We start from the raw sequence: 20,516 nt of genomic DNA, 5'->3' as shown, positions 1-20,516 counted from the left end.
AGGTCGGCCACCAGGCTGACACGCTGGAACGGAGCAGGCCATGCGTTCGATTCTTGATCGCCTCACCGACAAGCCGCTGCCCGAAGACAGCGGTCGTGGCATGTCGCTGCTGGAGTTCCGCGACCTGGTGTCGCGCGACCTGGAGGCCTTGCTCAACACCCGCTCCGAGGCGGCGCGCGTGCTGCCCGAGGCCTTTGTGGAATGCCGCAAGTCGTCGCTGACATTCGGCATCCCGGATTTTTCGTCGTACAGCCTGCTCAGTCCGCGCGACCGGGACCGCATCCGCAAAGTGCTGGAGCAGGCGATCGGCCTGCACGAGCCGCGGCTTACCCGCGTCAAGGTGCAACTGGAAGGGCAGCGCGCGTACGAGCGGGCGTTGCGCTTTCGCGTGGAGGCGTTGATGAACCTCGGTGCGGATCGCGAGAAGGTGCAGTTCGACGCCGTGCTGCAACTCAACACACAGTCGTATCAGGTGCGCTGAGCCGGCTGTCACATCAGGAGATTGGCCCATGGCCTTGTTGCATATCTACGACGCCAGCGATTCGCGTATCCGGCAGACCGCCGATGCGCGCGGCGCGGTGCACCGCCTGCCGATCACCGATGCCGGCGACCTGGTGCCCGCGCTCGACGCCATGAAGGACAGCGGAGAATATTTCGATCGCATATTGTTCGAAACGCACGGCTCTCCGGGAAGAATCTATTTCGGTAACGCCTATATCGATGCGACCTGGGTGAGAGGCCTGATCCCCCGCGGATACACCAGCCTCACCACGACCAATGCCCGCGTCTACTTCAACGGTTGCAATGTCGCCGAGGGAGACGACGGCTGGAGCTTTCTCGAAGCGGCCGTAGGGGTATTCCTGACGCCGGGCGGCGGCGAGGTCTTTGGCCAGACTTCGGTCGGCTTCGGCAATCCGTTCAACGGACATGTCGTGCACCTGTGGGGCGCCACGCGCCGGTTGTACGTCGATCCCACCGGAAGGATCGTTGAACGCTTCGAGCAATGACTCGTGCGATGCCTGCATGGCTTGACCGTCATCCGGCACATCCATCGCAAGACCGACCGTGCGGCGCGCACCGGTACGCTTGGCCACCATCGGCGCGCTTCGGCGAGGGCAACGACATGGCAGAACAAACCGCAAGTGTGACGGCGACCGTCGACCTGGTGCTCGATGAGCAGCCATGGCGCATGCAGCTGACGGTGCCCGCCGGACCGGCCACGCCGGGCCAGCTGCTGCATTTGTTGCGTGGCTTGACCGACGCCGTGGTCGACGCCGCGGTGGAAAAAAGTGCGGCGCAAGGCAGGCCGATCTCATGCCGCAAGGGGTGCGGTGCCTGCTGCCGGCAGCTAGTGCCGATCGCCCCCGCCGAGGCGCATCGACTGCGCCAGGTGATCGCCGCGATGCCGGAGCCGCGGCGCAACGAAGTGTTGAATCGGTTCGAGGCCGCGCATGCGAAGTTGGCTGCCACCGGCATGCTCGATCGCTTGCGCGCACCCGCGCGTCTGGACGAAGCATCACGCCGCCGACTCGGTATCGACTATTTCCGTCACGGCGTGGCCTGTCCGTTTCTCGAGCAGGAATCCTGTTCGATCTATACGGAGCGCCCCTTGGCTTGCCGCGAATACCTCGTCACCTCGCCGGCAACACATTGCGCTCAACCCACGCCCGACAGCATCGACTGCCTGCCAATCGCCGTGCAGGTGTCGCGTGCGCTGCGGAAGTTGGAAGCAAGCCAAGACAGGCAGGACAAGGTTGGGTTGTCGTGGGTACCGCTGATCACGGCGCCGGAGTGGGCGAAGGAATACCCGGAAGCGCCACCGACCAGCAGCGGCCCCGCGCAGATCGAGTCGTTGTTCAAGTGGCTTGGCACGGCGCCGTCAGCGGACAATGCGGAAGCGTGATGTTGCCGCGAATCTCTCTCAGGCCAGGCTGCGCGCGGACGTCCAGACGGCCATCATGGCTTCACGCAGCTGCTCCGGCGATACCGGTTTGTACAACACCGTGATCTTCGCGGCCATGATTTCGCGCAGGCGGTCGCTGCGGGTTTCCCCGGTGATCAGAAGACGCGCGAAAGGCCGTTCGTCCATGTTCGCTTCCTTGTCCCGGTAATAGTAGTGATCGAGCGCAGCCAGCACATCCAGTCCGCTCTCGCCCTCGCGCAGGCGCAGGTCGGAGATCACGATGTCCGGCGGCAGCACCCATTCATTGGCGGCTTCGAGGGCCTGCGCACGATCCTCGGCCACGGCCACTTCGCAGCCCCAGCTCTTCAGCAGGTAACGGATGCCGGACAGGATCGCGGGTTCGTCATCGATCACCAGCACACGCATGCCCGAAACATCCAGTGGCGGATCTTCGGTTCTCTGGTCGAAGACCTGTTGCGGCGGCACCATGGGCAACAGGAAGCTGAACACGCTGCCGCGGCGCGGACGTGATTTGAGCTGCATCCGGATATCGAGCAGATCGGTCAGTCGTTGCACGGTGGCCAGGCCCAGGCCGAGTCCGCGGCGCTGGCCGTCGTCGTAATCATGCCCGGCATGTTGTTCGACTCGATAGAACTCGTCGAAGATGCGCACCTGATGTTCGGTGTCGATGCCTACGCCGGTATCCCATACGTCGACCCTCAAGGTACCGGCAGGTCCACGGCGCGCGCCGACCAGCACACCACCTTCCTTGGTGTAGCGCAAGGCATTGCTGACCAGGTTGTTGAGTATGCGTGCGAGCATGCTGTGATCGCAGCGCACCCATTGGCGGGTTGTTCGCACGATGAGCCGAAGGTTGTGCTGTTCGGCGATCATGCGGAAGTTCCGGCTGACTTCATCGAAGACCTGATCGAGCGGGAACTCGCTGATCTCGACCTGCATCGCGCCGGTTTCCAGCCGCGACAGGTCGAGCAGTTCACTGAACAGGTGATCGAGTGCCTGCACGCATTCCTGGATGTGCGCGATGCGATCCAGCCGCACCGGATCGTGTTCCTCCACTGCCAGGGCGGAGGAGAACAGGGTCAATGCGTACAGCGGTTGCCGCAAGTCATGCGATGCGGCGGCGAGAAAGCGCGCCTTGGCCACGCTGGCGGCTTCCAGCGCGGCGTTCTTGTGGGCCAGCTCGAGCGTGGCGTGTTCGATTTCGCTCTCCATGCTCCGATGCATGTCGAACAATGCGGCGGCGGCACTGTTGAAACCTCGTTGCAATTCGCCGATCTCGGTCTGGTCGGTGATCTCCACCTCGACCTGATCATCGCTGCGGCCGAGCTGATGCACGGCACGGGCCAAGTGTCGCAGAGGTGCGCCTATCCAATGTGCCGCCCGCCAGCCAATCACCCCCGCGACAAGCAGGCTCACTACCAGCGTGAGGATCGCAATGCGCAGGCTGGACCGCTGCGCCGCAATGGCCTCGCTCAAGTTCACCTCCACCAGCACCGAGCCCAGCGTCGGATGCAGCGGCTGATCCCGATCGACCACATCGTGCACCACGGTGAGGTTGTCCTGCATCTGCGTTTTGCTGGCGTCACGATCGTCGGCCAGGATCTCGCCATCGGCCGCGCGAATCTGCACATGGGCCACGTGCGGCAATCCGCCTGTCGATTGCGCGATGCGTACCAGTTCGCGACGCTGCAGGTTGCGCAGCGGATCGGTGGAGATCGATGCGGCCTGGGTTGCGATGGCGTCCGCGGTGGACTGTGCCATCACATGCAGGGTCGCCAGCTGGTGGCGGGTCAGGATGGTCACCAGCAGCGTGGCCGTGATCAAGGTGGGCGCCAACGCGATGAAGCCCAGCCGCTGCATCAGCGACGCGCGTCGCCACAGGCGTACCGAGAAGCTGTGTGTCCTGCTGTCCATCACTGCTTGCGCCCCTACGGCAACCCCGCGTGCCGTCAGCCTGAGCCTAGCGCGAAAAGCGGTGAACGGGAGCCGGCAAACACGGTACCCGGGTCGGCGATCAGCCATATGGCTGATGGTGGATTCACCGCTTGGCGCGGGATGGTCGCTGCCCACGTCCGTTGCGGTTTCGAATAGCCGCCAGGCACCGCCATCGGATCGGTCGTGGAGGGAGCAGCGGCCATCGCCAATGATCCGCCTCGCCGTTGGCCGTGGCGCAGGCGCGGCTTGACGGCCGCGCCCGCCGGGTCTTTGGGTCTTGGCTAATGCCTATTTCAGGCCTTCGGTGAACCAGTAGGTACGTTTGCGCTTGCCGGTGTTGGGCGGGGTGACCTTGTTGGCGCCCAGCGACGAGGAGTTGTTGCCGCCGTTCAGTCCGGTCTGGTTGCCGCCGCCGATGAGCACCGGGGTGTACACGCCGCTGCTGGTAGTAACTTCGACCAAGCCGAATACCGGCGAGGGCGGCATGCCGCCACCGTCGAAGGTGATGTAGCCCTTGTTGTTCAGACCTGCGCCGGTCAGGAAGTTGATCGCGTAGCCGCGTGCGATACCCAGGTTCGCGGAACATACGAGTGAGCTCGCGGGAGTGGGTGTATTGGTGCCGAAGTAGGTATAGCCCGCCACCGTCAGCGGCGCATTCACGGCCTTTTCGCCAGCCCCGAGGTTGATAAAGAAGCCCTGCGTGGTGCTGGTGGAGGGATAGGGTGTTCCTCCTGTGAGAGCACCGGTTTCGTCGGTGAGCATGGATTCGGTGATTGTGGTCCAGGTACTGGGCACGCTCTTGCCGGTGCTGGTGTCCTTCAGCATGTAGAAACGGTTGACCACACAGGAGGATGCGTTCACCAGCAGGGGATGCTCGCGATCGCCGCTGGCGGCCACCACCGCGTCGAAATTGCCGGTCTGTGTGACGTCGGGCGGATAGAAAAACTTGCGGGCACCGGTGGGGGTGCTGGCGCAGCTGGCACCGGTGCCGTTGCCAGTGCTACTGAGTTTGGCGATCTGGGTCACCTTCCAGTCCGTCGACGGAGTGGCACCATCGATGTCGGCACGCCAGATATTGCCGCCCAGATCAGCGGCGTAAAGGCGGTCGGTCTTGGCATCGCCATCGCTATCCAGCAGCGTGATGTCGGCAGGGATCGCATAAGTCATAGCGGAAACTGCCGTGGTGCAGCCGGACGGGCAGGCGGTCCACACCGTGTTGCCAGTGAAGGCGTCCAGCACCACGATCGCGTTCCCCATGGTATCGGGAACGGTTGCCGGATCGGTGTCCTCGTTCGTGTCATAGCCACCGCCCATGATGACCACCGGATTCGTGTTGCCCTTGACCAGGGCCAGCTTGGGCTGCGACCAGGTCTGGCCGAGTACGGGGATGTCGGCGTTGGTCCTGCTCCACAGGAATTTCGGTAGGGTCGGGTCGCTTACGTCGAACGCGTAAATCAGGCGACCGCCACGCCGCGCCGTGACGTAGATATAGGTCGTCGCGGGGGTGGTGCGCAGATTCTGGTAGACCGTGGTGGTGCCATCGAAGAAGTAGTCCTTCTTGCTGCTGGCAGCGCCCAGCGTGAGCTGGGGGGTATTATCGTGCAAATCCTTGAGCTTACTGAAAAATTGAGGAGCGATGAACGACCACAATTCACTGCCAGGACGCACGTAGCTTGTAGTGTTGGTAATGTTGATGGCGCCGGCGGGCGCAGGGGTGACGGTGGTGAACGTGGCATCCTGATTGCCGTTGACGGCACGGAAGAAACCGTCGTTGGAACCGTAGAACGCCACGATGCCGACGGAACCACCGTAATTGACCACCGCCGGTCGCGAGTGCAGCACGTCGCCATGGATGGACGGGCGCACGGTGACCGATCCACCCGGCCCTTTCGGGTTCTCGACGCCGGTGCCGGTGGTGATGTTGTCCTTGCCGCGGACCCAGTTGATCAAATCCTGAGCAGTGTAAGAAGCGGTCGAAGAGATGTTGAAAGCTGTGCTGCTGCCCAGTGTGGCTGCATCGAATTTGGTGGACAGTGCGGCATTGACGGTGCAGCCAGCTGTGGGGCAGGTATAGATCACGCGGTTCGCCTGAGCCGCATCGGTGAGGTAATCCGCGCGTATCATCTCGGCGACGCCGCCCTTGTCGACGATCTGGCCGTCGGGGACGTCAAATGTGCCGCCAGCGCCTTGAACAGCGGCCGGCTGAAGATTGACCCAGAAGCCGGTGGGAGTGGTGGCGGTGGCGGTGGTGAGGCTGGGCCAGTTGGGGACGATGGTGCCGGCGTTGTAGTAGCCACTGCTGCTGAGGGTGACTGGACCATCGCGCAGGGTGCCGGCCTGGTGATCCGCCGTCCAGTAGCTGAGCGCATTGGGCGTGATGAAGCCGGTTTGGGAGTTGGTGATCGCCGCATTGCCCAGCGAGTCTTCGAGCTGGACGTTCAGGTTGGCATCAAAGCCGAGCTGGTACTGCTTGAGATTGCCTGCCCAGCGCTGGGCCGTGGTGGCATCCGGGCGGAACATGCCGACGTACACCTGGTTCAGTGAGGTGCCTTGGGCGTTCACGCTGACTGGCAAGCTCACCGAGGCGAACACGCTGTTGGTCGCCTGCACTTCATTGAATATGCCTGTCAGATCCTTGATCAGCGCCTCCAGTGCATTCGCGTCGTTGATGTTGATTACAAAGGATTTGCCTCCGCCGTTGGCGGCCATGGTCTGAACATAGTTCACATATTCGGGGTTTTTGCCGTCGGTCACTGCGATCGTATAGGTGATGATGTTCTGCGGGGTGCTGCTGGTACCGGAGGAAAGATCGATGTTGTCCATGTAGCGGGCCCATTCGGGGCCGCCACCCTTGCCTTGATACTTGGAAAGCGGGGAGACAGGGACAATCGCATTTGGATCAAAATTTGGAAATGTATAAAGCTTGCTGGCATTTACGAGCGCGGTCTGCCAGATATTGGCGGTCTGGTTGGGGTCGCCATTGTTCATGGCGTTCGCGATGTAGATCACGAAATTCTTCTGGCAGGCGTTGAGCTTGGCTAGTGACGAGTAGTCGTTGCCTGACAGACCCTTATTGCGCGTGTAGTACGCCCATACCTCCTGCATGGCGCCGCCGGTGTTCGGGCTGTTTGCACCATCCGCCGTGCGGTCGATTCCCTTGATGATGGTCAGCAAGTTGCTGAGATTGACGGCACCCGGCGAGGTGGTGGACCCGGACGGATCGCCAATGACAGGAAGCAGTGCCGCCTGCGGCTGCGGAAACTTGAAATAACCGCCATTGCCACTGTAGGTCGCGCCGGTATCCGTTATTCCGTCCTTTTGTTTGTCCCAACGCATCAGGCCCACGTTGATGTTGCCGGCCAGCTGCGCGTTGGTGCCCAAGACAGTAAGCGCGTTATAGAGGGCACACTGTTCAAAACCGGCATCCGTGCCTGCATTGTTGGAAGAAACCGCGCCTGAACCTGGGCTGGGGCAGCTGAATCCCACGGCACCGTTCCATGCGCTGGAGCTGTCCAGCAGGAGAATCACGTTTGGCTGGCCGCCGCTGCCCGGCGCGGTATACAGGTCGATATCCTCGCCGCAAGCCACGCCCGGCAGTACCAGGGCCGCAGCGATCAGGACGAAGATACGCAGCCGGTGGTTCAAGATAATGCGCGCGTGTGGCATGACGATTCCTCCGCAGGAACGGATGCGAGGTTAATTAGGGGCAGGCCGTGCCGATCGGCACCTGCACGGCGGCGCCCTGATGCACGGTGACCGCAACGGCGGTGTTGTTCGGATCGGTGACGGCAGACTGGATGTCCCACTGCGTCGCGGAGCACATCGAGGGTGCCGCCGGCGTCGGGGATGTCGAGGAAGCCGGACCGGGCAGGATCAGGTTGCCGTTGGGGTTGTTGGGTGTCCTGCACACGTCGCCCTTCGGCAGTACCGCGTTCGGGATCACCTTGCTGTCGAGGCAGACGGGAGGCGCGACCTGTGCGGTGAAGTCCGCCTTGCCGTCGCCGTTGACGTCGACCTTCACGAAGGTGGTGGTGGTGATCGGCACCCGGATGAACGGCTGGCTCATCACCTGCTCGATGCCTTGTTGCGCCACGGTGCCGGCTTCCAGCCGGTACTGCTGGTTGGCCGCGACCTTGGTATTGATCATGCTCGAGCTGACCATGGAAATGGCGAACAGCATGAAGATGATCAGGAAGATCAGCGTCATCACGAGGGTGAAGCCGCGTTGTGAGGCGCGAGACGGCGAGGTCTTCATTACTGGTTCTCCCTCAGGCCACCGGTGTTCCAGATGCGTGCGGCGGTACCGTAGACGTGCCGCTTGTAGTGGTCGTTGTACGGGCCGTTCACCGCGGAGCGGCCCAGGTCGTAGGTGCGGGTGTCGGTCCAACTGGCCGTGTTGTCGAGATTGCGCGAAAGCAGGTTGACGCGCACGGCGGTGACGTTGGCCCAATTGGCGGTAGCTGACGCAGTCCATGTGTAAGAAGCGGCTGTAGCCGCCGCCGTGCAGGCCGCCGGTACGGCGCTGATGTCGGACGGATTGTCGACGTAGCAGTCCGGCGAGCCGTTGTTGTCAAGGTCTTCGCCGTAGCTGTAGTGCACGTCCTCGATGCCGGCGACCAGCGAGGTGGGTGTCTGGATCGTGCCGTTCACGAACTCGGCCACCTTCAGCGTCGGCGTGGTGTCGGGGCTGGTGCCGCTGCACACATCGCAGGTGGCTACGTAGTAGCTGCGCAGGATGTATTGGCGCAGCTCGGCCTTGGTGCCGGTGGTGCTGCAGGCGTTACCGGCAATAGGCGCCTTGGTGAGCAGAGTGAAGTCGCCGGCGGTCTTGCTATAGACCATCGGTACGCTATCGGTTTCGCAACTGGATCGCTGCAGGTAGTAATTGGTGCCGTCAGGCGTGATGGTGGTGCTGCCGGCGACGTAGCTGACGGTGAGGACTTCTGCACCGGCTTTCATGTTCGGGAGAGTGGTCGCAAGGGTGGCTGGCACGCATGCGGGAGCGGCGCTGGCCAGCGCAGGCCCGTAAACCGGGAGCGGGACGGTGAGTGTGGGACTGGTACTGAAACCCATCGACGCCGGCGTCGTGGCGCAGGGATCCGACAGGGCATAGCTGGTAGTGGCGACCGGCAGGCTGGAGCGGCCGTAGAAGCCGGCCATCTCGATGTCGCGCCTGATGGACTGCAAAGCGAAGCGGCCGTTCTCGACCTGCTCGGAAGTCTTGTTGAACTCCGCACGTGCCTTGCTGGTGGAGACGTACAGCGAACTGAGCCCGGCCAGCAGCGCCAGGCCGATGGCGACGGCGATCATCAGCTCGATCAGGGACATGCCCGCCTGGTGGCGGCCATGTGACAGGGGCTGGCCGTGGGCGCGAGGAGTCATCATGTCGTCGTGAGGTTGGCGATCTGGACTTGGACGCTGATCACGCGCCGCAGGTTGTTGTTGCCGAGCGTTCCACTCCCGCACAGCAACTTTGGCGTGGCCGTGGACATCAGGCCCTGCCAGGCAACGCTGACCTGATAGATCTGATTGGTTGGGTCGATCTGGGTAATGCAGCCGACGGCGCCGATCATGGCGCCGACCTTGTTGCTGCCGGAGGCTTCGCTGGAACCGAGCAGGGCGTTTTGCCACGCGGTGAGGTCGGAAGCGACGGTGGTGTTCTGGATCGACGAGCCCGCGGTGCAGGGAGTTGGGGCGCTGGTCGTGCTGTAACCGGTGGGCCCGGTGGGGTTGGTTATGCTGGTGCCAACCGAATAGCACGAGGCGACCTGCCGATTGGCGTTGATGCGCGAAACCATGTCCTGCACCAGGGTCAACGCCTGCACCCGCTGGTACGACTCCATCTCGCCGCGCGTGGACTTCGCCATCAGAGTGACGGTGCCGAGCAGGGCGATGGCCGCGATGACCAGCGACACCAACGCCTCGATGAGCATCATGCCGGTCTGGTTTTTCATGTGCAGGTGACCTTGGTGGACTCGACGCGGCCGGTGGCGCCCACCGTGACGGTGAGGCAGAGCGGCTGCGAGCCGGTCTTGTCGAGGGGCGAGATCGTGAACGTGGAGCCCGTGGTAGTCATCCGGCCGTTGCTGTCGAAGCTGAAGCTCCCGCTGGACGGTGTGATGACGATATTGCCGAGGGCAGCCTGCTTGCGGATGGTAGAGGCGGGGGTGGTCTGGCTGACCACCCAGCCCTGGCTCCAGTCGGTGGCGTTGTTGGCCGTCACGTCGACCGTGGCGTTGCGCTTGATCGCCTCGCTGCGCGCCAGCGCCACGGTGGAGCTGATGTCCATCGAGGCGTTCTTGACGCCTTGCGACTGCAGGAACGGCCGCATCGAGGGGATCGCGATCATCAACAGCACAGCGAATACGGCCAGGGTGACCAGCATCTCGATCAGCGTGAAGCCGTGGCTACGTGATGTGCGCATGGCTCATTTCCAGCAGTTCGTTGCGTTGGGCAACTTGGTGCCGTCCCCAAAGAGGGTGAGCGTGCCGCAGGTCGTGTCGCGGGTCTGGCCGTTTATCGGCTTGGCGGTGATGGTGTAGCTCGGCGGCGTGCCGCCGGAGACGGAGGCCGCGGTAGCCACCAATGAAACGCTGTAGCTGGGCGACACCGTGTTCGGCACGTTGTAGCCTAGCGTGGTCAGGGCGCCGGCGAACTGCCGGCTGTCGACCACGTAGCGCTCCTGCGCGCTGGCGATTTCTTGCATCACGCTCTCGGCCGCCGAGCGGTTGGAGCGCAAGATGTATTGGTAGTAGCTGGGTACGGCGATCGCAGCAAGGATGGCGATGACCGCCACCGTGATCATCAGCTCGATCAAGGTGAAACCCTGCGCGCGCGGTTCTACGCACGGTTCGATCCAGGCCCGACACAAACGTGTGCGAGCTGGTGACGCGAACCGTCGATCGGAGTAGATCGAAACTGGCATATTCCCCCCTGGGAATGCCGGCACTATTTCAGTGGACCGACAGGCTCGTCCGTGTGCTGAATCACGGGCTAACTCCATGCTCGGCTGCGAATATGAGATGTTCCCCAGCCAATGTCAAATTGCCGATTTGCAGTGGTTTGGGGGGTGTTCCCGAACCCTGCGCATGATCTTTCGACCCCGCCCGGAAAGTCGTTCATCCATGCCCGAGGTACCTTTCGGAATAGGCAGAGGCTCGAGCGGTTGAAGGCGTGAAATTTCTGCTAGCTGAAGAGCTGCCTGGGCGCCCTGGACGGGCATTGAAGGCCTCGTGGAGCACGCAAATCGCTCGAGCCGGGGCCGAAGCCGTGGTGCTCAATCGATATGGTTTGCCTGGCGGCGCCGCCGGGTGATGCGCTCGACCAGCAGGGGCAGCAGCGCGAGCAAGGCCAGCGCGCCCAGCGGCAGCAGCACTTCGCGGTGCATGAACAAGGCGACCCCAAAGCTGTCGCTTTGGCTCATGACGTCGCCCAGACCGGCCCCGATGGACGTTTCGAAGATCAGGGCGACGGTACCGCCAAGCCAGCTGGCGCCGAGAAACAGCCATAGCGGACAGCGCAGCCAGGCCAATGCGACGGTGACCGCGCCGAACGGCACCACCGGCACGAAGCGCAGAAACAAGGTGTAGCTCACCGGATGCCGCTCGAAACCATGATGCAACCGCGCCACGACCGCCGGCGGCTGCCGGCTGCCGGGACCGAACGCGTAACGGCTGGCCAGGTACAGGATCAGCGAACCCAGGGTCAGCCCGACCGACGAACACAGCGTGGCATCCACCACGCCGAACGCGAAGCCGCCGGCCAGAATCACCACCACGGTGCCGGGAATGCCGGTGGCCACGGTCAACGTCAGCAGCCCGACGTAAGCCAGTCGGGTAAGCCAGGGGTGTTCGGCGATCTGGGCCTGCAACTCGGCTTGATGCGCCACCAGCTGCCGCGGGGTCAGCTGGTCGAGCGAGCCGGACGCGAACAGCACGATGCCCGCCAGCACCAGCAGGATCAGTGGCAGCGCGGCGCGCCAACGGCTCAATACGGTGTGCCGATGGCGCCGTAGCTGGCCAGCACGGCACGCGCCTGATCGCGCAGTATGTCGCGGCGTACGGCGATGTCGCGGCGTTGCAATTCGCCGATCCAGTCGGTCGGCAACGGGCCTTCGTCGAAATCGGTCAGCTCCTCGACGTCTTCGGAGCGTGCGCCGATCAGCAGTTCGTCGATACCGGCCCAGATGGTGGCGCCGAAGCACTGACAGCACGGTTGTGCGCTGCTGGCCAGGATGTAGCGGCCGCCCTGCTCGTTGAGCCGAAACGCCGCGAGACGCTGCTGCGCCATCATGTACGCCATCGTTTCCGCGTGCGCGACCGAACAGGTCTGCGCCACCACGCGGTTCACGCCCACCGAGATCAACCGCCCCGCCGCGTTGAACACCGCGGCGCCGAACGGGCCGCCGTGGCTGCGTTCGACATTGTGCTTGGACAGCTCGATCGCCAACCCAACCCGTTCCTCGTCGGTGAGATAGGCGCGGCTCTCGTCGGCGACTTCGCCGATCCATGGCGGCAAGGTCAGATGGATCTGCAGTGGCAACATGCGGCTTCCTTATGCTCCGGCCTGCGCGGCCCAAGTATCCCGCAAGGTGACGGTGCGGTTGAACACCGGTGCCGTGGCGCGGTGATCGACCCGATCGGCCACGAAATAGCCCAGCCGCTCGAACTGGAAGCGCTGCTCCGGATCGACGTTCGCTGCCGCCGGCTCCAACCAGCCCCGCACCACCTGCTTGGCTTGCGGATTGACGTGGTCGAGCCAGCTCTTGCCGTCTTCTTCGCTGTCCGGGGCCGCCACATTGAACAGGCGATCGTAGATGCGCACTTCGGTGGCGATCGCGTGCTTCGCGCTGACCCAGTGGATCGTGCCCTTCACCTTGCGATCCGCGCCGGGCATGCCGTGGCGCGTTTCCGGGTCCAGCGTGCAGCGCAGCTCGATCACCTTGCCATCGGCGTCCTTGATCACTTGCTCGCATTTGATGATGCCGACGCCGCGCAGGCGCACTTCGCCCTCGGGTTTCAGGCGGTGGAAACCCTTCGGCGGCACTTCGGCGAAATCCTCGCGCTCGATCCACAGCTCGCGCGCAAACGGCACTTCACGGGTGCCGAAGCTCTCGTTCTTCGGATGGTTCGCGAAGGTGAGCGTTTCCCCGTGGCCTTCCGGCAGGTTGGTCAGCACCAGTTTCAGCGGATCGAGCACCGCCATGCGGCGTGCTGCGGTGGCATCCAAGTCCTCGCGGATGCAGCCTTCGAGGATCGCGTAGTCGATGACGCTGTTCTGCTTGCTCACGCCGACGCGCTCGATCAGCAGACGCAGCCCGGCCGGGGTGAAGCCGCGCCGGCGCAGGCCGCGCAACGTGTTCATGCGGGGATCGTCCCAGCCATCCACGAAGTTCTCGTTCACCAGCTGCGCCAGCTTGCGTTTGCTGGTGATGCAGTAGCTGAGGTTGAGCCGCGAGAACTCGATCTGGCGCGGCTTGGCCGGCACCGTCGGCAGACCGGCGTCGATCAATGGCTGCCATAGCTGCGGGTGGTTCGGCAGGTCGACCTTGTCCACGAACCAGTCGTACAGCGGCCGGTGATCCTCGAACTCCAGCGTGCACAGCGAATGGGTGATGCCTTCCAGCGCATCCGACAGGCAGTGCGCGTAGTCGTACATCGGGTAGATCGGCCACGCGTCGCCAGTGTTCTGGTGCGTGATCTTGCGGATGCGGTAGATCGCCGGGTCGCGCATGTTGATGTTGCCGGCGCTCATGTCGATCTTTGCGCGCAGCGTCTTGCTGCCGTCGGGGAACTCGCCCGCGCGCATGCAGCGGAACAGCTCGAGGTTCTCCGCCACGCTGCGCTCGCGATGCGGCGAATTGCGGCCGCCGGCCGTCAGCGTGCCGCGATACTCACGCATCTCTTCGGCGTTGAGGTCGTCGACATAAGCCACGCCATCTTCGATCAGCTTCAGCGCGGAGCGATAGAACACCTCGAAATAATCCGACGCATGACGCAGCGCATGCCATTCGAAGCCGAGCCAGCGCACGTCGTCCTTGATGCCTTCGACGAACTCCGGATCTTCCTTGCCCGGATTGGTGTCGTCCAGGCGCAGGTTGCACCAGCCCTTGAACTCGCCCGCGATGCCGAAGTTCAGGCAGATCGCCTTGGCGTGCCCGATGTGCAGGTAGCCGTTCGGCTCCGGCGGAAAGCGCGTATGGATGGCGTGGTGTTTGGCCGAGGCCAGGTCGTCGCGCACGATCTGGCGAATGAAGTCCTGCTGTGGAGCAGCCTGTTGTGGAGCAGCCTGATGTGAAGCCGCCGGGTGCACGATGGCCGTTGGCGTGGCAGGTGCGGTGGCGGGATGGTCGATCGACATCGGGCAGGGCTCGCAGGCAGTAGCGGGAACATCCAAGTTTACCTTGTCGCCGCCATGGGCGCAGATTGGCGGCCCGCCTTGCCCCGCGACGCCGCGCGGGTTAGCGTGCAGGCCATGCACATCGTCTATCGCGCCGAAAACCTGTTCGATGCCCATCTGGTCAAGGATGCGCTGGAAGCCGGTGACATCCCGGCATTCATCTCGGGCGAATACCTGACCGGCGCGATTGGTCAGCTGCCGGCAATGGATTACATCGCCGTGATGGTGCCCGAATCGAGCGTGGCCATCGCCCGGGGCATCGTGGGCGGAGTGGAAGCCCAGCTCGGCGAGGCGCGGCTGGCCATTCAAGACGACGACCTGCCCGACGATCCGCTGACCGTACCCTGCTGAGCCGCATCGGCCATCGCGACATGCTCAAGGAGCTTCATGCAAGACCTGGCCGCCCTGATTCGTGCCGTACCGGATTTCCCCAGCCCTGGGGTGTTGTTTCGTGATGTCACGCCATTGCTCGCCGATGCCGGCGGTTTCGCCCGGTGTATCGATGCGCTGGCCGAGCCGTGGCAGGGTAGCGGCGTGCAGGCGGTCTGCGGGATCGAGGCAAGGGGCTTCATTTTCGGCGCCGCGCTGGCGCAGAAGCTGCATGCCGGTTTCGTGCCGTTGCGCAAGCCGAACAAGCTGCCGCCGCCGGTAGTGGCCGTAGACTATCAACTGGAATACGGCAGCGATCGGCTGGAGGCGCAGAGTGATGCGCTGAAGCCGGGCGTACGGGTGCTGCTGGTCGATGACGTGCTGGCCACCGGTGGCACGCTGGCCGCGGCAGCCTCCCTGGTCGGCAGGCTGGATGCCGAGCTGATCGGCGCCAGCGTGGTCGTCGAACTGGTCGCGGCGTGCGGGCGGACCCGCTGGCAGGGGAGTAAGCCGTTGCACAGTCTGCTGCGTTATTGAAGCGGCACCCAGCGCAGCCGTAGGCTGCGAGGTGTAGCGTCCGGAGAGCGCCGATGATGGGTACAGGGGACTGGAAGCAACGGATGCCACAGAGCCATGAGGCGCTGCCGGGACGCGAGCGGGCAATGGCGCCAGCCCAGCCACATCATGTTCATGGGCGCTCGCTGCTGGCCAGGAATTATCCGCAGAGCGAGATGGTGCTGTTCGGCATGGGCTGTTTCTGGGGGGCGGAGCGCAAGTTCTGGGATCTGCCGGGCGTGTTGAGCACGGCGGTCGGCTATGCAGGCGGCTATACGCCGAATCCGACCTACGATGAAGTCTGTTCCGGCCAGACCGGCCACGCCGAGGTGGTGCAGGTGATCTATGACCCGGAGCAGATTCGCCTGGAACAGCTGCTGCAGGTGTTCTGGGAAAACCACGATCCGACCCAGGGCATGCGCCAGGGAAACGACGTCGGCACCCCATACCGTTCGGCCGTCTATACGTCCAGCGTGGCGCAGCTAGGCATCGCCGAAGCTTCGGCCAGACGTTATCAGGCGGAACTCAACCGCGCCGGCCTTCATCCGATCACCACCGAGATATCCATCGCCGGCCCGTTCTACTACGCCGAGGATGAGCACCAGCAATACCTGTCGAAAAATCCGGACGGGTATGGCGGGTCAGGCGGAACGGGAGTGCGTTGCCCGATCGGATGAGTTTGCCGGGATGAAGCGATTGCGTCAGCCGGTGCCAGCCTTCTGGATCGCATTCAAGGCGTGACGATATCCAGGCTTTCAACGTAAACCAGCTCGCACGCACCCGCACCCGTGTCGTCACGGGTCATCGAGGTGTTCCAGTGCCAGCCATCGGGTCGGCTGGCGTCGACCAGAAAGCCTTCGATATGGACGACCTGGCCTTGGCGCACCTGTTCGAGTTCGCGCTTCACCCCGGGGTCGGCGGGAATCATGTGCATATTGGCGCTGGAGGTTTCGATTTCGCGCCGCGGGATCGGAAATTCCTTCACGTGCCAGTAGTAGAAGCGATCGGACTGAGTGATGTCGATGTTTGCCAGCACATCGCTGTCTGACATGCGGCCCCAGCCGAGGGCGAGGTCTTCCGGGATCAGCTCGGCGTCGGCGCCCCAGGAATAATCCTTGCGTGACAGCACGCGCGCGGTGATGTCGAAATGAGCGCGGGTGGTCAGCGTGACGTCGCCGCGTTGCAATTGCGCGCCGTGATCGAGGTCGACCTGCGCGGGTGCCTCGGCCGCGAGCACGCCCGGTAGCGGATGCAGCGAACGATGGCGCCAGTGCGACATCGCACCCAGCAGCACCAGCAGCAGGGCGGCGCCAAGCAGGAGTTTGCGCATGCTCAGACGAAATCGGCCGCCAGCGTGCTGCGCTGTTCGGGTGTCAGGGTCACCTCGACCGGCATCGCCGGGAGCGTTGAGGCCAGGGTGACCGGCGCGCCCGCATTCCAGTCGGCGATCATCGTGTCATCGAACTCGAAACGCAGGAAGTGCACGGCGGCGGTCTTTTCGTCATTGCTGCGCTCCATATCCTCGTCGGCGATGGCGGTCACCGGCGCATGTCCGTACACGCTCAGCGTGATCGCGTGTTCGATGTGGCGCAGGCGCACCAGTTCGCGCTTGCGCTGCTCGATGTCGGCGTACTCGATCAGCAAGGTCGCCTTGAGATTGCCGCCGCCCGGTATCAGCGGATTGTAAGCGTCCAGTTCGTCCTGGATGCCGGCAGCCTCAAAGATGCGTTCGATGCGCAGCATCTCCTGCACCTGGTACTGCACGCTCAGGCGATCCTCGAAGATCAGTGTCAGGTGTTCGCCGATGTGCACCGTGCGCTGCTTCTTGTGCGCCATCACGCGGGCGCGGAACTCGCCGCGTTGCTGCGCATAGGCTTCGAGGGTGAGCAGGTCGGCGCGGGTGAGCTTGTGCATGGGCTTTAAATCAGTGAAGAGTGGGGAGGAGTGAGAAGTGAGTGAGGGCAGTAGGGGCTTTTACTCGTCTCTCACTCCTCTTCACTCGTTTCTCGCTCTTTCCCACTCGTTTCTCAAATGCCGTACGCCTTGCGCAGCAGGCTCAGCGGATGCTCCGCCGCCGGCTTGTCGTCGAGGCCGTGGGCGATATGGCCGCCGGCCATCGGGCAGTCGCTGGTGAAGTGGTCGGCGTCCGCCTGCGCCACGCGATTCTCCACCGGTTTGGCCAGCTTGCGCGAGTTCGCATAAGTCTTGTGCTTCACGCCGTAGGTGCCGTCATGACCGGAACAGCGTTCGATGGTGACGATTTCCGTATCCGGTACCAGTTGCAGTATGTCGCGGGTCTTCGGGCCGATCTTTTGCACGCGCTGGTGGCATGGTACCTGCCAGGCGACCTTGCCCAGCGACTGCTTGAAGTCGGTCTGCAGCAGGCCCGCCTTGTGCCGCTCGGCGAGATATTCGAACGGATCGAAGAAGCGGTCGCGCACCAGCGCCACGTCGGCGTCGTCCGGGAACATCAGCGGCAGTTCCTGCTTGAACATCAGTACGCAGGACGGGATCGCCGCGGTGAAGTCCCAGCCCTCGCGCGCCATTTTCGCCAGCACCGGGATATTGCGCTCCTTGTACATCTTCACCGTCTGCAGGTCGCCCAGTTCCAGCTTGGGCATGCCGCAGCAGCTTTCCTGTTCGACCAGCCGGGTCGGGATCGCGTTGTGCGCGAGTATCGCGGCGAGGTCCTCGACCACCACCGGATCGGAATGGTCGCAATAGCAGGTGGCGAACAACGCCAGCTTGCCGCGCGTGCGGCCGGCCGGCGTCACCGTGCCGCTGCCGTCGAGATCGCGCAGGCGCTTGCGCGCGGTGGGCGTGTGGTACGCGGGCACGCGGGCATCGGCATCGACGCCCATGGTTTTTTCCAGCAGCTTGCGCGCACCAGCATTGCGGTTGGCGGCGTTGATTACCTGCACCACCACCGGGATCGATGCCAGCTTGCCGACCGCGCGCGTATTCGACAGGATCATGGCCGACAACGGTGCGCCATGCTCGTGGAAGTGCGTGGCCTTGGCGCGCAGCATCAGGTGCGGGAAATCCACGTTCCACGGATGCGGCGGCGTGTACGGGCATTTGGTCTGGTAGCACAGGTCGCACAGGTAGCACTGCTCGGTGACCTTGGGATAGTCGGCTTTGTCGACGCCGTCGATCTCCATCGTCTTCGACCCGTCGATCAGGTCGAACAACGTGGGGAAGGCATGGCACAGGCTGACGCAGCGGCGGCAGCCGTGGCAGATGTTGAACACGCGTTCCAGCTCCGCATCGAGCGATGGCTGATCCATGAAATCGGGATTGGTCCAGTCCAGCGGATGCCGGGTGGGAGCGTCCAGGTTGCCTTCGCGTGTGCCGCTGACGGGCTCGGCCATGGTCGTTTCCTCAAAGTGGGAGCGGCTTCAGCCGCGATCGTCGGCTGGCGACCGGGGCGCTGCAGGACAACGTTACGCCTGATCGCGGCTGAAGCCGCTCCCACAAAAAAAGCGAAGCCGGCGGGCAGCTCAGCCCAGCTCGTTCAGCGCCTTGGTGAAGCGATTGGCGTGCGAGCGTTCGGCCTTGGCCAGGGTCTCGAACCAGTCGGCGATTTCGTCGAAACCTTCCTCGCGCGCGGCCTTGCTCATGCCCGGGTACATGTCGGTGTACTCGTGGGTCTCGCCGGCAATGGCGCTCTTCAGGTTCAGATGGGTCTCGCCGAACGGCAGGCCGGTGGCGGGGTCGCCTACGTTTTCCAGATATTCCAGATGGCCGTGGGCGTGGCCGGTCTCCCCTTCGGCGGTAGAGCGGAATACTGCCGAGACGTCGTTGAATCCTTCCACGTCCGCCTTGCCGGCGAAGTAGAGGTAGCGGCGGTTGGCCATCGATTCGCCGGCAAAAGCGTCTTTCAGGTTCTGCTCGGTCTTGGAGCCTTTCAGGTTGCTCATGACATCACCTCGTGGCGTGCGGCTGGGAGGGCAATGCGGAGGCGGCCGTGGCGGTCGTCGACAGCCGAGCCTAGCGCCGGCTGGGGGCAACGAGGAAATTGATTGTCTAGATGGAGCAAATAGCCTGCAACTATCGGCGGGCGACCCCGCCGCTGGCTGGCGCCATCTTCTTTTCCGATACCGGCGTGGCGGCCTGGCGGGCGTCGAGCAAGTCGGTGGGCAGTTGCCTGAAGACCTCGGCCAGACGTTTCAGGAATACATTCATCGCCGAGCTCTTGCGCCAGACCATGGCGATGCGCCGGCTCGGTGGATGCCCTTTGAACTCGATCAGGTGCAAACCCTGAACCGGCGCCACCGGCGGCTTCACCGCCGTCACCGGCAGCAAGGTGATGCCGACGTTGGCAGCCACCATCTGGCGCAGCGTCTCGAGGCTGGTGGCGCGAAAACCGCTGCGCTCGCCGGCGCCGGCCATGTGACATACCTCGAGCGCCTGGTCGCGCAGGCAGTGGCCGTCTTCCAGCAGCAGCAGATTCTGGTTGGTCAGATCGGCCAGTTTCAGCTGGCCTTGCTTGTGCGCCAGCGGATGCTGTTCCGAGACCGCCAGCAGGAAGGGTTCCTCGAACAGGAACTCGCTGTGCAGGCTGTCCTCATGCAGAGGCAGCGCCAGGATGCCGGCGTCCAGCCTGCCCTCGCGCAACAGGCGCAGCACCGCTTCGGTTTTTTCCTCGACCAGCAATAGTTCAAGCCGGGGGAACGCGGCACGCACCAGTGGCAACGCATGCGGCAACAGATACGGACCCAGGGTGGGGAAGATGCCCAGCCGCACCGTGCCCGATTCGGGATCGAGCGTGCGCCGGGCCACGCCGCGGATATGCTCGATCTGGTTGAGCACATCGCGTGCCCGAATGGCGATGTCGCGCCCGACTTCGGTCAGCAGCACCTTGCGCGGCGTGCGCTCGACCAGCGGCACGCCCAGCTCGTCCTCCAGCTTCTTGATCTGGGTGGAAAGGGTCGGCTGGCTGACGAAGCAGGCCTCGGCGGCGCGCCCGAAATGCCGGTGTTCGGCAAGAGCAACCAGGTATTGGAGATCACGCAGATTCATGGATCACCCCGGCACGATAAGTTCACGCTTTCAATAGATTCACACTATGGCAGGGATGGTAACAATCAATTGGAGCAATACAAGTGCGGGTTCTATCCTGGCCACCTGCAACATCCCGCGCGTCGGAGTCCCTCCCTCTCCCCCGCAGGCGCGCGGGCTTCCCAGGCCGATGGCGAAGTGACTCGCCATCGGTTTTTTTTCGCCCGGCAACTGCAGCCAGCCCGGGACAAGGGGCATCGATGTATGCGCGCTGGCGCGGCGCCTGTGCCTTCTGGCACTGGGTCGAAGGTCACGGCGGTTCTAGCGTGCGGGC

21 protein-coding genes are annotated in these 20,516 nt (G+C 63.7%); 6 read left to right on the top strand and 15 right to left on the bottom strand.

Features of this window, described 5'->3' with window-relative positions:
• Nucleotides 1-40 precede the first annotated feature (40 nt).
• The 3 genes from tssE (at nucleotide 41) to BUA26_RS04615 (ending at nucleotide 1,903) form a co-directional block, all read left to right on the top strand.
• Nucleotides 41-481 carry a type VI secretion system baseplate subunit TssE gene (gene tssE / locus BUA26_RS04625; RefSeq protein WP_072758289.1) on the top strand — a complete coding sequence of 147 codons (441 nt, stop codon included), beginning with the start codon at nucleotides 41-43 and terminating at the stop codon, nucleotides 479-481.
• A 28-nt stretch (nucleotides 482-509) separates the two neighbouring features.
• Complete coding sequence (locus BUA26_RS04620; protein ID WP_072758287.1) at nucleotides 510-1,007, top strand: DUF4347 domain-containing protein; 498 nt, start codon at nucleotides 510-512, stop codon at nucleotides 1,005-1,007.
• 116 nt (nucleotides 1,008-1,123) lie between these two features.
• Entirely contained in the window at nucleotides 1,124-1,903 is a 780-nt protein-coding gene (locus BUA26_RS04615; protein ID WP_072758285.1) for a YkgJ family cysteine cluster protein, read from the top strand.
• 18 nt (nucleotides 1,904-1,921) lie between these two features.
• Here the strand turns inward: BUA26_RS04615 and BUA26_RS04610 are convergent, their stop codons facing one another.
• The 10 genes from BUA26_RS04610 to BUA26_RS04565 form a co-directional block, all read right to left on the bottom strand.
• Nucleotides 1,922-3,838 carry an ATP-binding response regulator gene (locus tag BUA26_RS04610; protein ID WP_072758283.1) on the bottom strand — a complete coding sequence of 639 codons (1,917 nt, stop codon included), beginning with the start codon at nucleotides 3,836-3,838 and terminating at the stop codon, nucleotides 1,922-1,924.
• Between the two features lie 309 nt (nucleotides 3,839-4,147).
• On the bottom strand, nucleotides 4,148-7,525 hold the full coding sequence (locus BUA26_RS04605; protein ID WP_072758281.1) for a pilus assembly protein: 3,378 nt from the start codon (nucleotides 7,523-7,525) through the stop codon (nucleotides 4,148-4,150).
• Between the two features lie 34 nt (nucleotides 7,526-7,559).
• Nucleotides 7,560-8,114 (bottom strand): pilus assembly PilX family protein, encoded by a 555-nt coding sequence (locus tag BUA26_RS04600; protein ID WP_072758279.1) that lies wholly within the window; start codon nucleotides 8,112-8,114, stop codon nucleotides 7,560-7,562.
• Nucleotides 8,114-9,241 (bottom strand): PilW family protein, encoded by a 1,128-nt coding sequence (locus BUA26_RS04595; RefSeq protein WP_255368161.1) that lies wholly within the window; start codon nucleotides 9,239-9,241, stop codon nucleotides 8,114-8,116. The genes BUA26_RS04600 and BUA26_RS04595 overlap by 1 nt, the downstream gene beginning before the upstream one ends.
• Nucleotides 9,241-9,813, bottom strand: a complete 573-nt coding sequence (gene pilV, locus BUA26_RS04590) for a type IV pilus modification protein PilV (protein WP_072758277.1) — start codon at nucleotides 9,811-9,813, stop codon at nucleotides 9,241-9,243. The genes BUA26_RS04595 and pilV overlap by 1 nt, the downstream gene beginning before the upstream one ends.
• A complete protein-coding gene (locus BUA26_RS04585) occupies nucleotides 9,810-10,283 on the bottom strand; it encodes a GspH/FimT family pseudopilin (RefSeq protein ID WP_072758275.1) in 474 nt (157 codons plus the stop codon). The genes pilV and BUA26_RS04585 overlap by 4 nt, the downstream gene beginning before the upstream one ends.
• A 3-nt stretch (nucleotides 10,284-10,286) precedes the next feature.
• Nucleotides 10,287-10,730 carry a type IV pilin protein gene (locus BUA26_RS04580; RefSeq protein WP_304442115.1) on the bottom strand — a complete coding sequence of 148 codons (444 nt, stop codon included), beginning with the start codon at nucleotides 10,728-10,730 and terminating at the stop codon, nucleotides 10,287-10,289.
• A 405-nt stretch (nucleotides 10,731-11,135) separates the two neighbouring features.
• On the bottom strand, nucleotides 11,136-11,849 hold the full coding sequence (locus BUA26_RS04575; RefSeq protein ID WP_072758272.1) for a TVP38/TMEM64 family protein: 714 nt from the start codon (nucleotides 11,847-11,849) through the stop codon (nucleotides 11,136-11,138).
• Nucleotides 11,846-12,403: a nucleoside deaminase gene (locus BUA26_RS04570; protein WP_072758271.1), complete on the bottom strand. Its 558-nt coding sequence runs from the start codon at nucleotides 12,401-12,403 to the stop codon at nucleotides 11,846-11,848. Before BUA26_RS04570 ends, BUA26_RS04575 begins: the two co-directional genes overlap by 4 nt.
• A gap of 9 nt (nucleotides 12,404-12,412) precedes the next feature.
• Nucleotides 12,413-14,218, bottom strand: a complete 1,806-nt coding sequence (locus BUA26_RS04565; protein WP_072758270.1) for a glutamine--tRNA ligase/YqeY domain fusion protein — start codon at nucleotides 14,216-14,218, stop codon at nucleotides 12,413-12,415.
• A gap of 114 nt (nucleotides 14,219-14,332) precedes the next feature.
• Here BUA26_RS04565 and BUA26_RS04560 point away from each other — a divergent pair, with 114 nt between their 5' ends.
• Genes BUA26_RS04560 through msrA form a run of 3 tightly spaced genes read left to right on the top strand, consistent with a single transcriptional unit; the run spans nucleotide 14,333 to nucleotide 15,858 of the window.
• Nucleotides 14,333-14,608, top strand: a complete 276-nt coding sequence (locus tag BUA26_RS04560; RefSeq protein ID WP_072760029.1) for a putative signal transducing protein — start codon at nucleotides 14,333-14,335, stop codon at nucleotides 14,606-14,608.
• A 36-nt stretch (nucleotides 14,609-14,644) separates the two neighbouring features.
• A complete protein-coding gene (locus tag BUA26_RS04555; RefSeq protein ID WP_072758269.1) occupies nucleotides 14,645-15,163 on the top strand; it encodes an adenine phosphoribosyltransferase in 519 nt (172 codons plus the stop codon).
• 53 nt (nucleotides 15,164-15,216) lie between these two features.
• Entirely contained in the window at nucleotides 15,217-15,858 is a 642-nt protein-coding gene (gene msrA, locus BUA26_RS04550; protein ID WP_218587773.1) for a peptide-methionine (S)-S-oxide reductase MsrA, read from the top strand.
• A 53-nt stretch (nucleotides 15,859-15,911) separates the two neighbouring features.
• On the opposite strand, the gene BUA26_RS04545 is transcribed toward msrA, so the two are convergent.
• The 5 genes from BUA26_RS04545 to BUA26_RS04525 form a co-directional block, all read right to left on the bottom strand.
• A complete protein-coding gene (locus BUA26_RS04545; RefSeq protein ID WP_072758268.1) occupies nucleotides 15,912-16,511 on the bottom strand; it encodes a hypothetical protein in 600 nt (199 codons plus the stop codon).
• A gap of 2 nt (nucleotides 16,512-16,513) precedes the next feature.
• Complete coding sequence (locus BUA26_RS04540) at nucleotides 16,514-17,095, bottom strand: DUF3501 family protein (RefSeq protein ID WP_072758267.1); 582 nt, start codon at nucleotides 17,093-17,095, stop codon at nucleotides 16,514-16,516.
• Nucleotides 17,096-17,208: 113 nt separating this feature from the next.
• Nucleotides 17,209-18,552 carry a (Fe-S)-binding protein gene (locus BUA26_RS04535; protein ID WP_072758266.1) on the bottom strand — a complete coding sequence of 448 codons (1,344 nt, stop codon included), beginning with the start codon at nucleotides 18,550-18,552 and terminating at the stop codon, nucleotides 17,209-17,211.
• Between the two features lie 129 nt (nucleotides 18,553-18,681).
• A complete protein-coding gene (locus BUA26_RS04530; RefSeq protein WP_072758265.1) occupies nucleotides 18,682-19,101 on the bottom strand; it encodes a rubrerythrin family protein in 420 nt (139 codons plus the stop codon).
• A gap of 130 nt (nucleotides 19,102-19,231) precedes the next feature.
• Nucleotides 19,232-20,203, bottom strand: a complete 972-nt coding sequence (locus BUA26_RS04525) for a LysR substrate-binding domain-containing protein (protein ID WP_072758264.1) — start codon at nucleotides 20,201-20,203, stop codon at nucleotides 19,232-19,234.
• Between the last annotated feature and the right edge of the window lie 313 nt (nucleotides 20,204-20,516).

The sequence above is a fragment of the Rhodanobacter sp. OK091 genome, assembly GCF_900142825.1.
Classification (GTDB): Bacteria; Pseudomonadota; Gammaproteobacteria; order Xanthomonadales; family Rhodanobacteraceae; genus Rhodanobacter.
This window is presented reverse-complemented; position numbering and strand designations above follow the sequence as displayed.

Bases quoted from the DNA above. Each gene is read 5' to 3' on its own strand.
- BUA26_RS04560 (WP_072760029.1), top strand. From the start codon at position 14,333: ATGCACATCGTCTATCGCGCCGAAAACCTGTTCGATGCCCATCTGGTC.
- BUA26_RS04570 (WP_072758271.1), bottom strand. From the start codon at position 12,403: ATGTTGCCACTGCAGATCCATCTGACCTTGCCGCCATGGATCGGCGAA.
- BUA26_RS04620 (WP_072758287.1), top strand. From the start codon at position 510: ATGGCCTTGTTGCATATCTACGACGCCAGCGATTCGCGTATCCGGCAG.
- BUA26_RS04525 (WP_072758264.1), bottom strand. From the start codon at position 20,203: ATGAATCTGCGTGATCTCCAATACCTGGTTGCTCTTGCCGAACACCGG.
- BUA26_RS04530 (WP_072758265.1), bottom strand. From the start codon at position 19,101: ATGAGCAACCTGAAAGGCTCCAAGACCGAGCAGAACCTGAAAGACGCT.
- BUA26_RS04610 (WP_072758283.1), bottom strand. From the start codon at position 3,838: ATGGACAGCAGGACACACAGCTTCTCGGTACGCCTGTGGCGACGCGCG.
- BUA26_RS04565 (WP_072758270.1), bottom strand. From the start codon at position 14,218: ATGTCGATCGACCATCCCGCCACCGCACCTGCCACGCCAACGGCCATC.
- BUA26_RS04600 (WP_072758279.1), bottom strand. From the start codon at position 8,114: ATGAAGACCTCGCCGTCTCGCGCCTCACAACGCGGCTTCACCCTCGTG.
- pilV (WP_072758277.1), bottom strand. From the start codon at position 9,813: ATGAAAAACCAGACCGGCATGATGCTCATCGAGGCGTTGGTGTCGCTG.
- BUA26_RS04585 (WP_072758275.1), bottom strand. From the start codon at position 10,283: ATGCGCACATCACGTAGCCACGGCTTCACGCTGATCGAGATGCTGGTC.
- BUA26_RS04545 (WP_072758268.1), bottom strand. From the start codon at position 16,511: ATGCGCAAACTCCTGCTTGGCGCCGCCCTGCTGCTGGTGCTGCTGGGT.
- msrA (WP_218587773.1), top strand. From the start codon at position 15,217: ATGATGGGTACAGGGGACTGGAAGCAACGGATGCCACAGAGCCATGAG.
- BUA26_RS04605 (WP_072758281.1), bottom strand. From the start codon at position 7,525: ATGCCACACGCGCGCATTATCTTGAACCACCGGCTGCGTATCTTCGTC.
- BUA26_RS04615 (WP_072758285.1), top strand. From the start codon at position 1,124: ATGGCAGAACAAACCGCAAGTGTGACGGCGACCGTCGACCTGGTGCTC.
- BUA26_RS04540 (WP_072758267.1), bottom strand. From the start codon at position 17,095: ATGCACAAGCTCACCCGCGCCGACCTGCTCACCCTCGAAGCCTATGCG.
- tssE (WP_072758289.1), top strand. From the start codon at position 41: ATGCGTTCGATTCTTGATCGCCTCACCGACAAGCCGCTGCCCGAAGAC.
- BUA26_RS04535 (WP_072758266.1), bottom strand. From the start codon at position 18,552: ATGGCCGAGCCCGTCAGCGGCACACGCGAAGGCAACCTGGACGCTCCC.
- BUA26_RS04555 (WP_072758269.1), top strand. From the start codon at position 14,645: ATGCAAGACCTGGCCGCCCTGATTCGTGCCGTACCGGATTTCCCCAGC.
- BUA26_RS04595 (WP_255368161.1), bottom strand. From the start codon at position 9,241: ATGACTCCTCGCGCCCACGGCCAGCCCCTGTCACATGGCCGCCACCAG.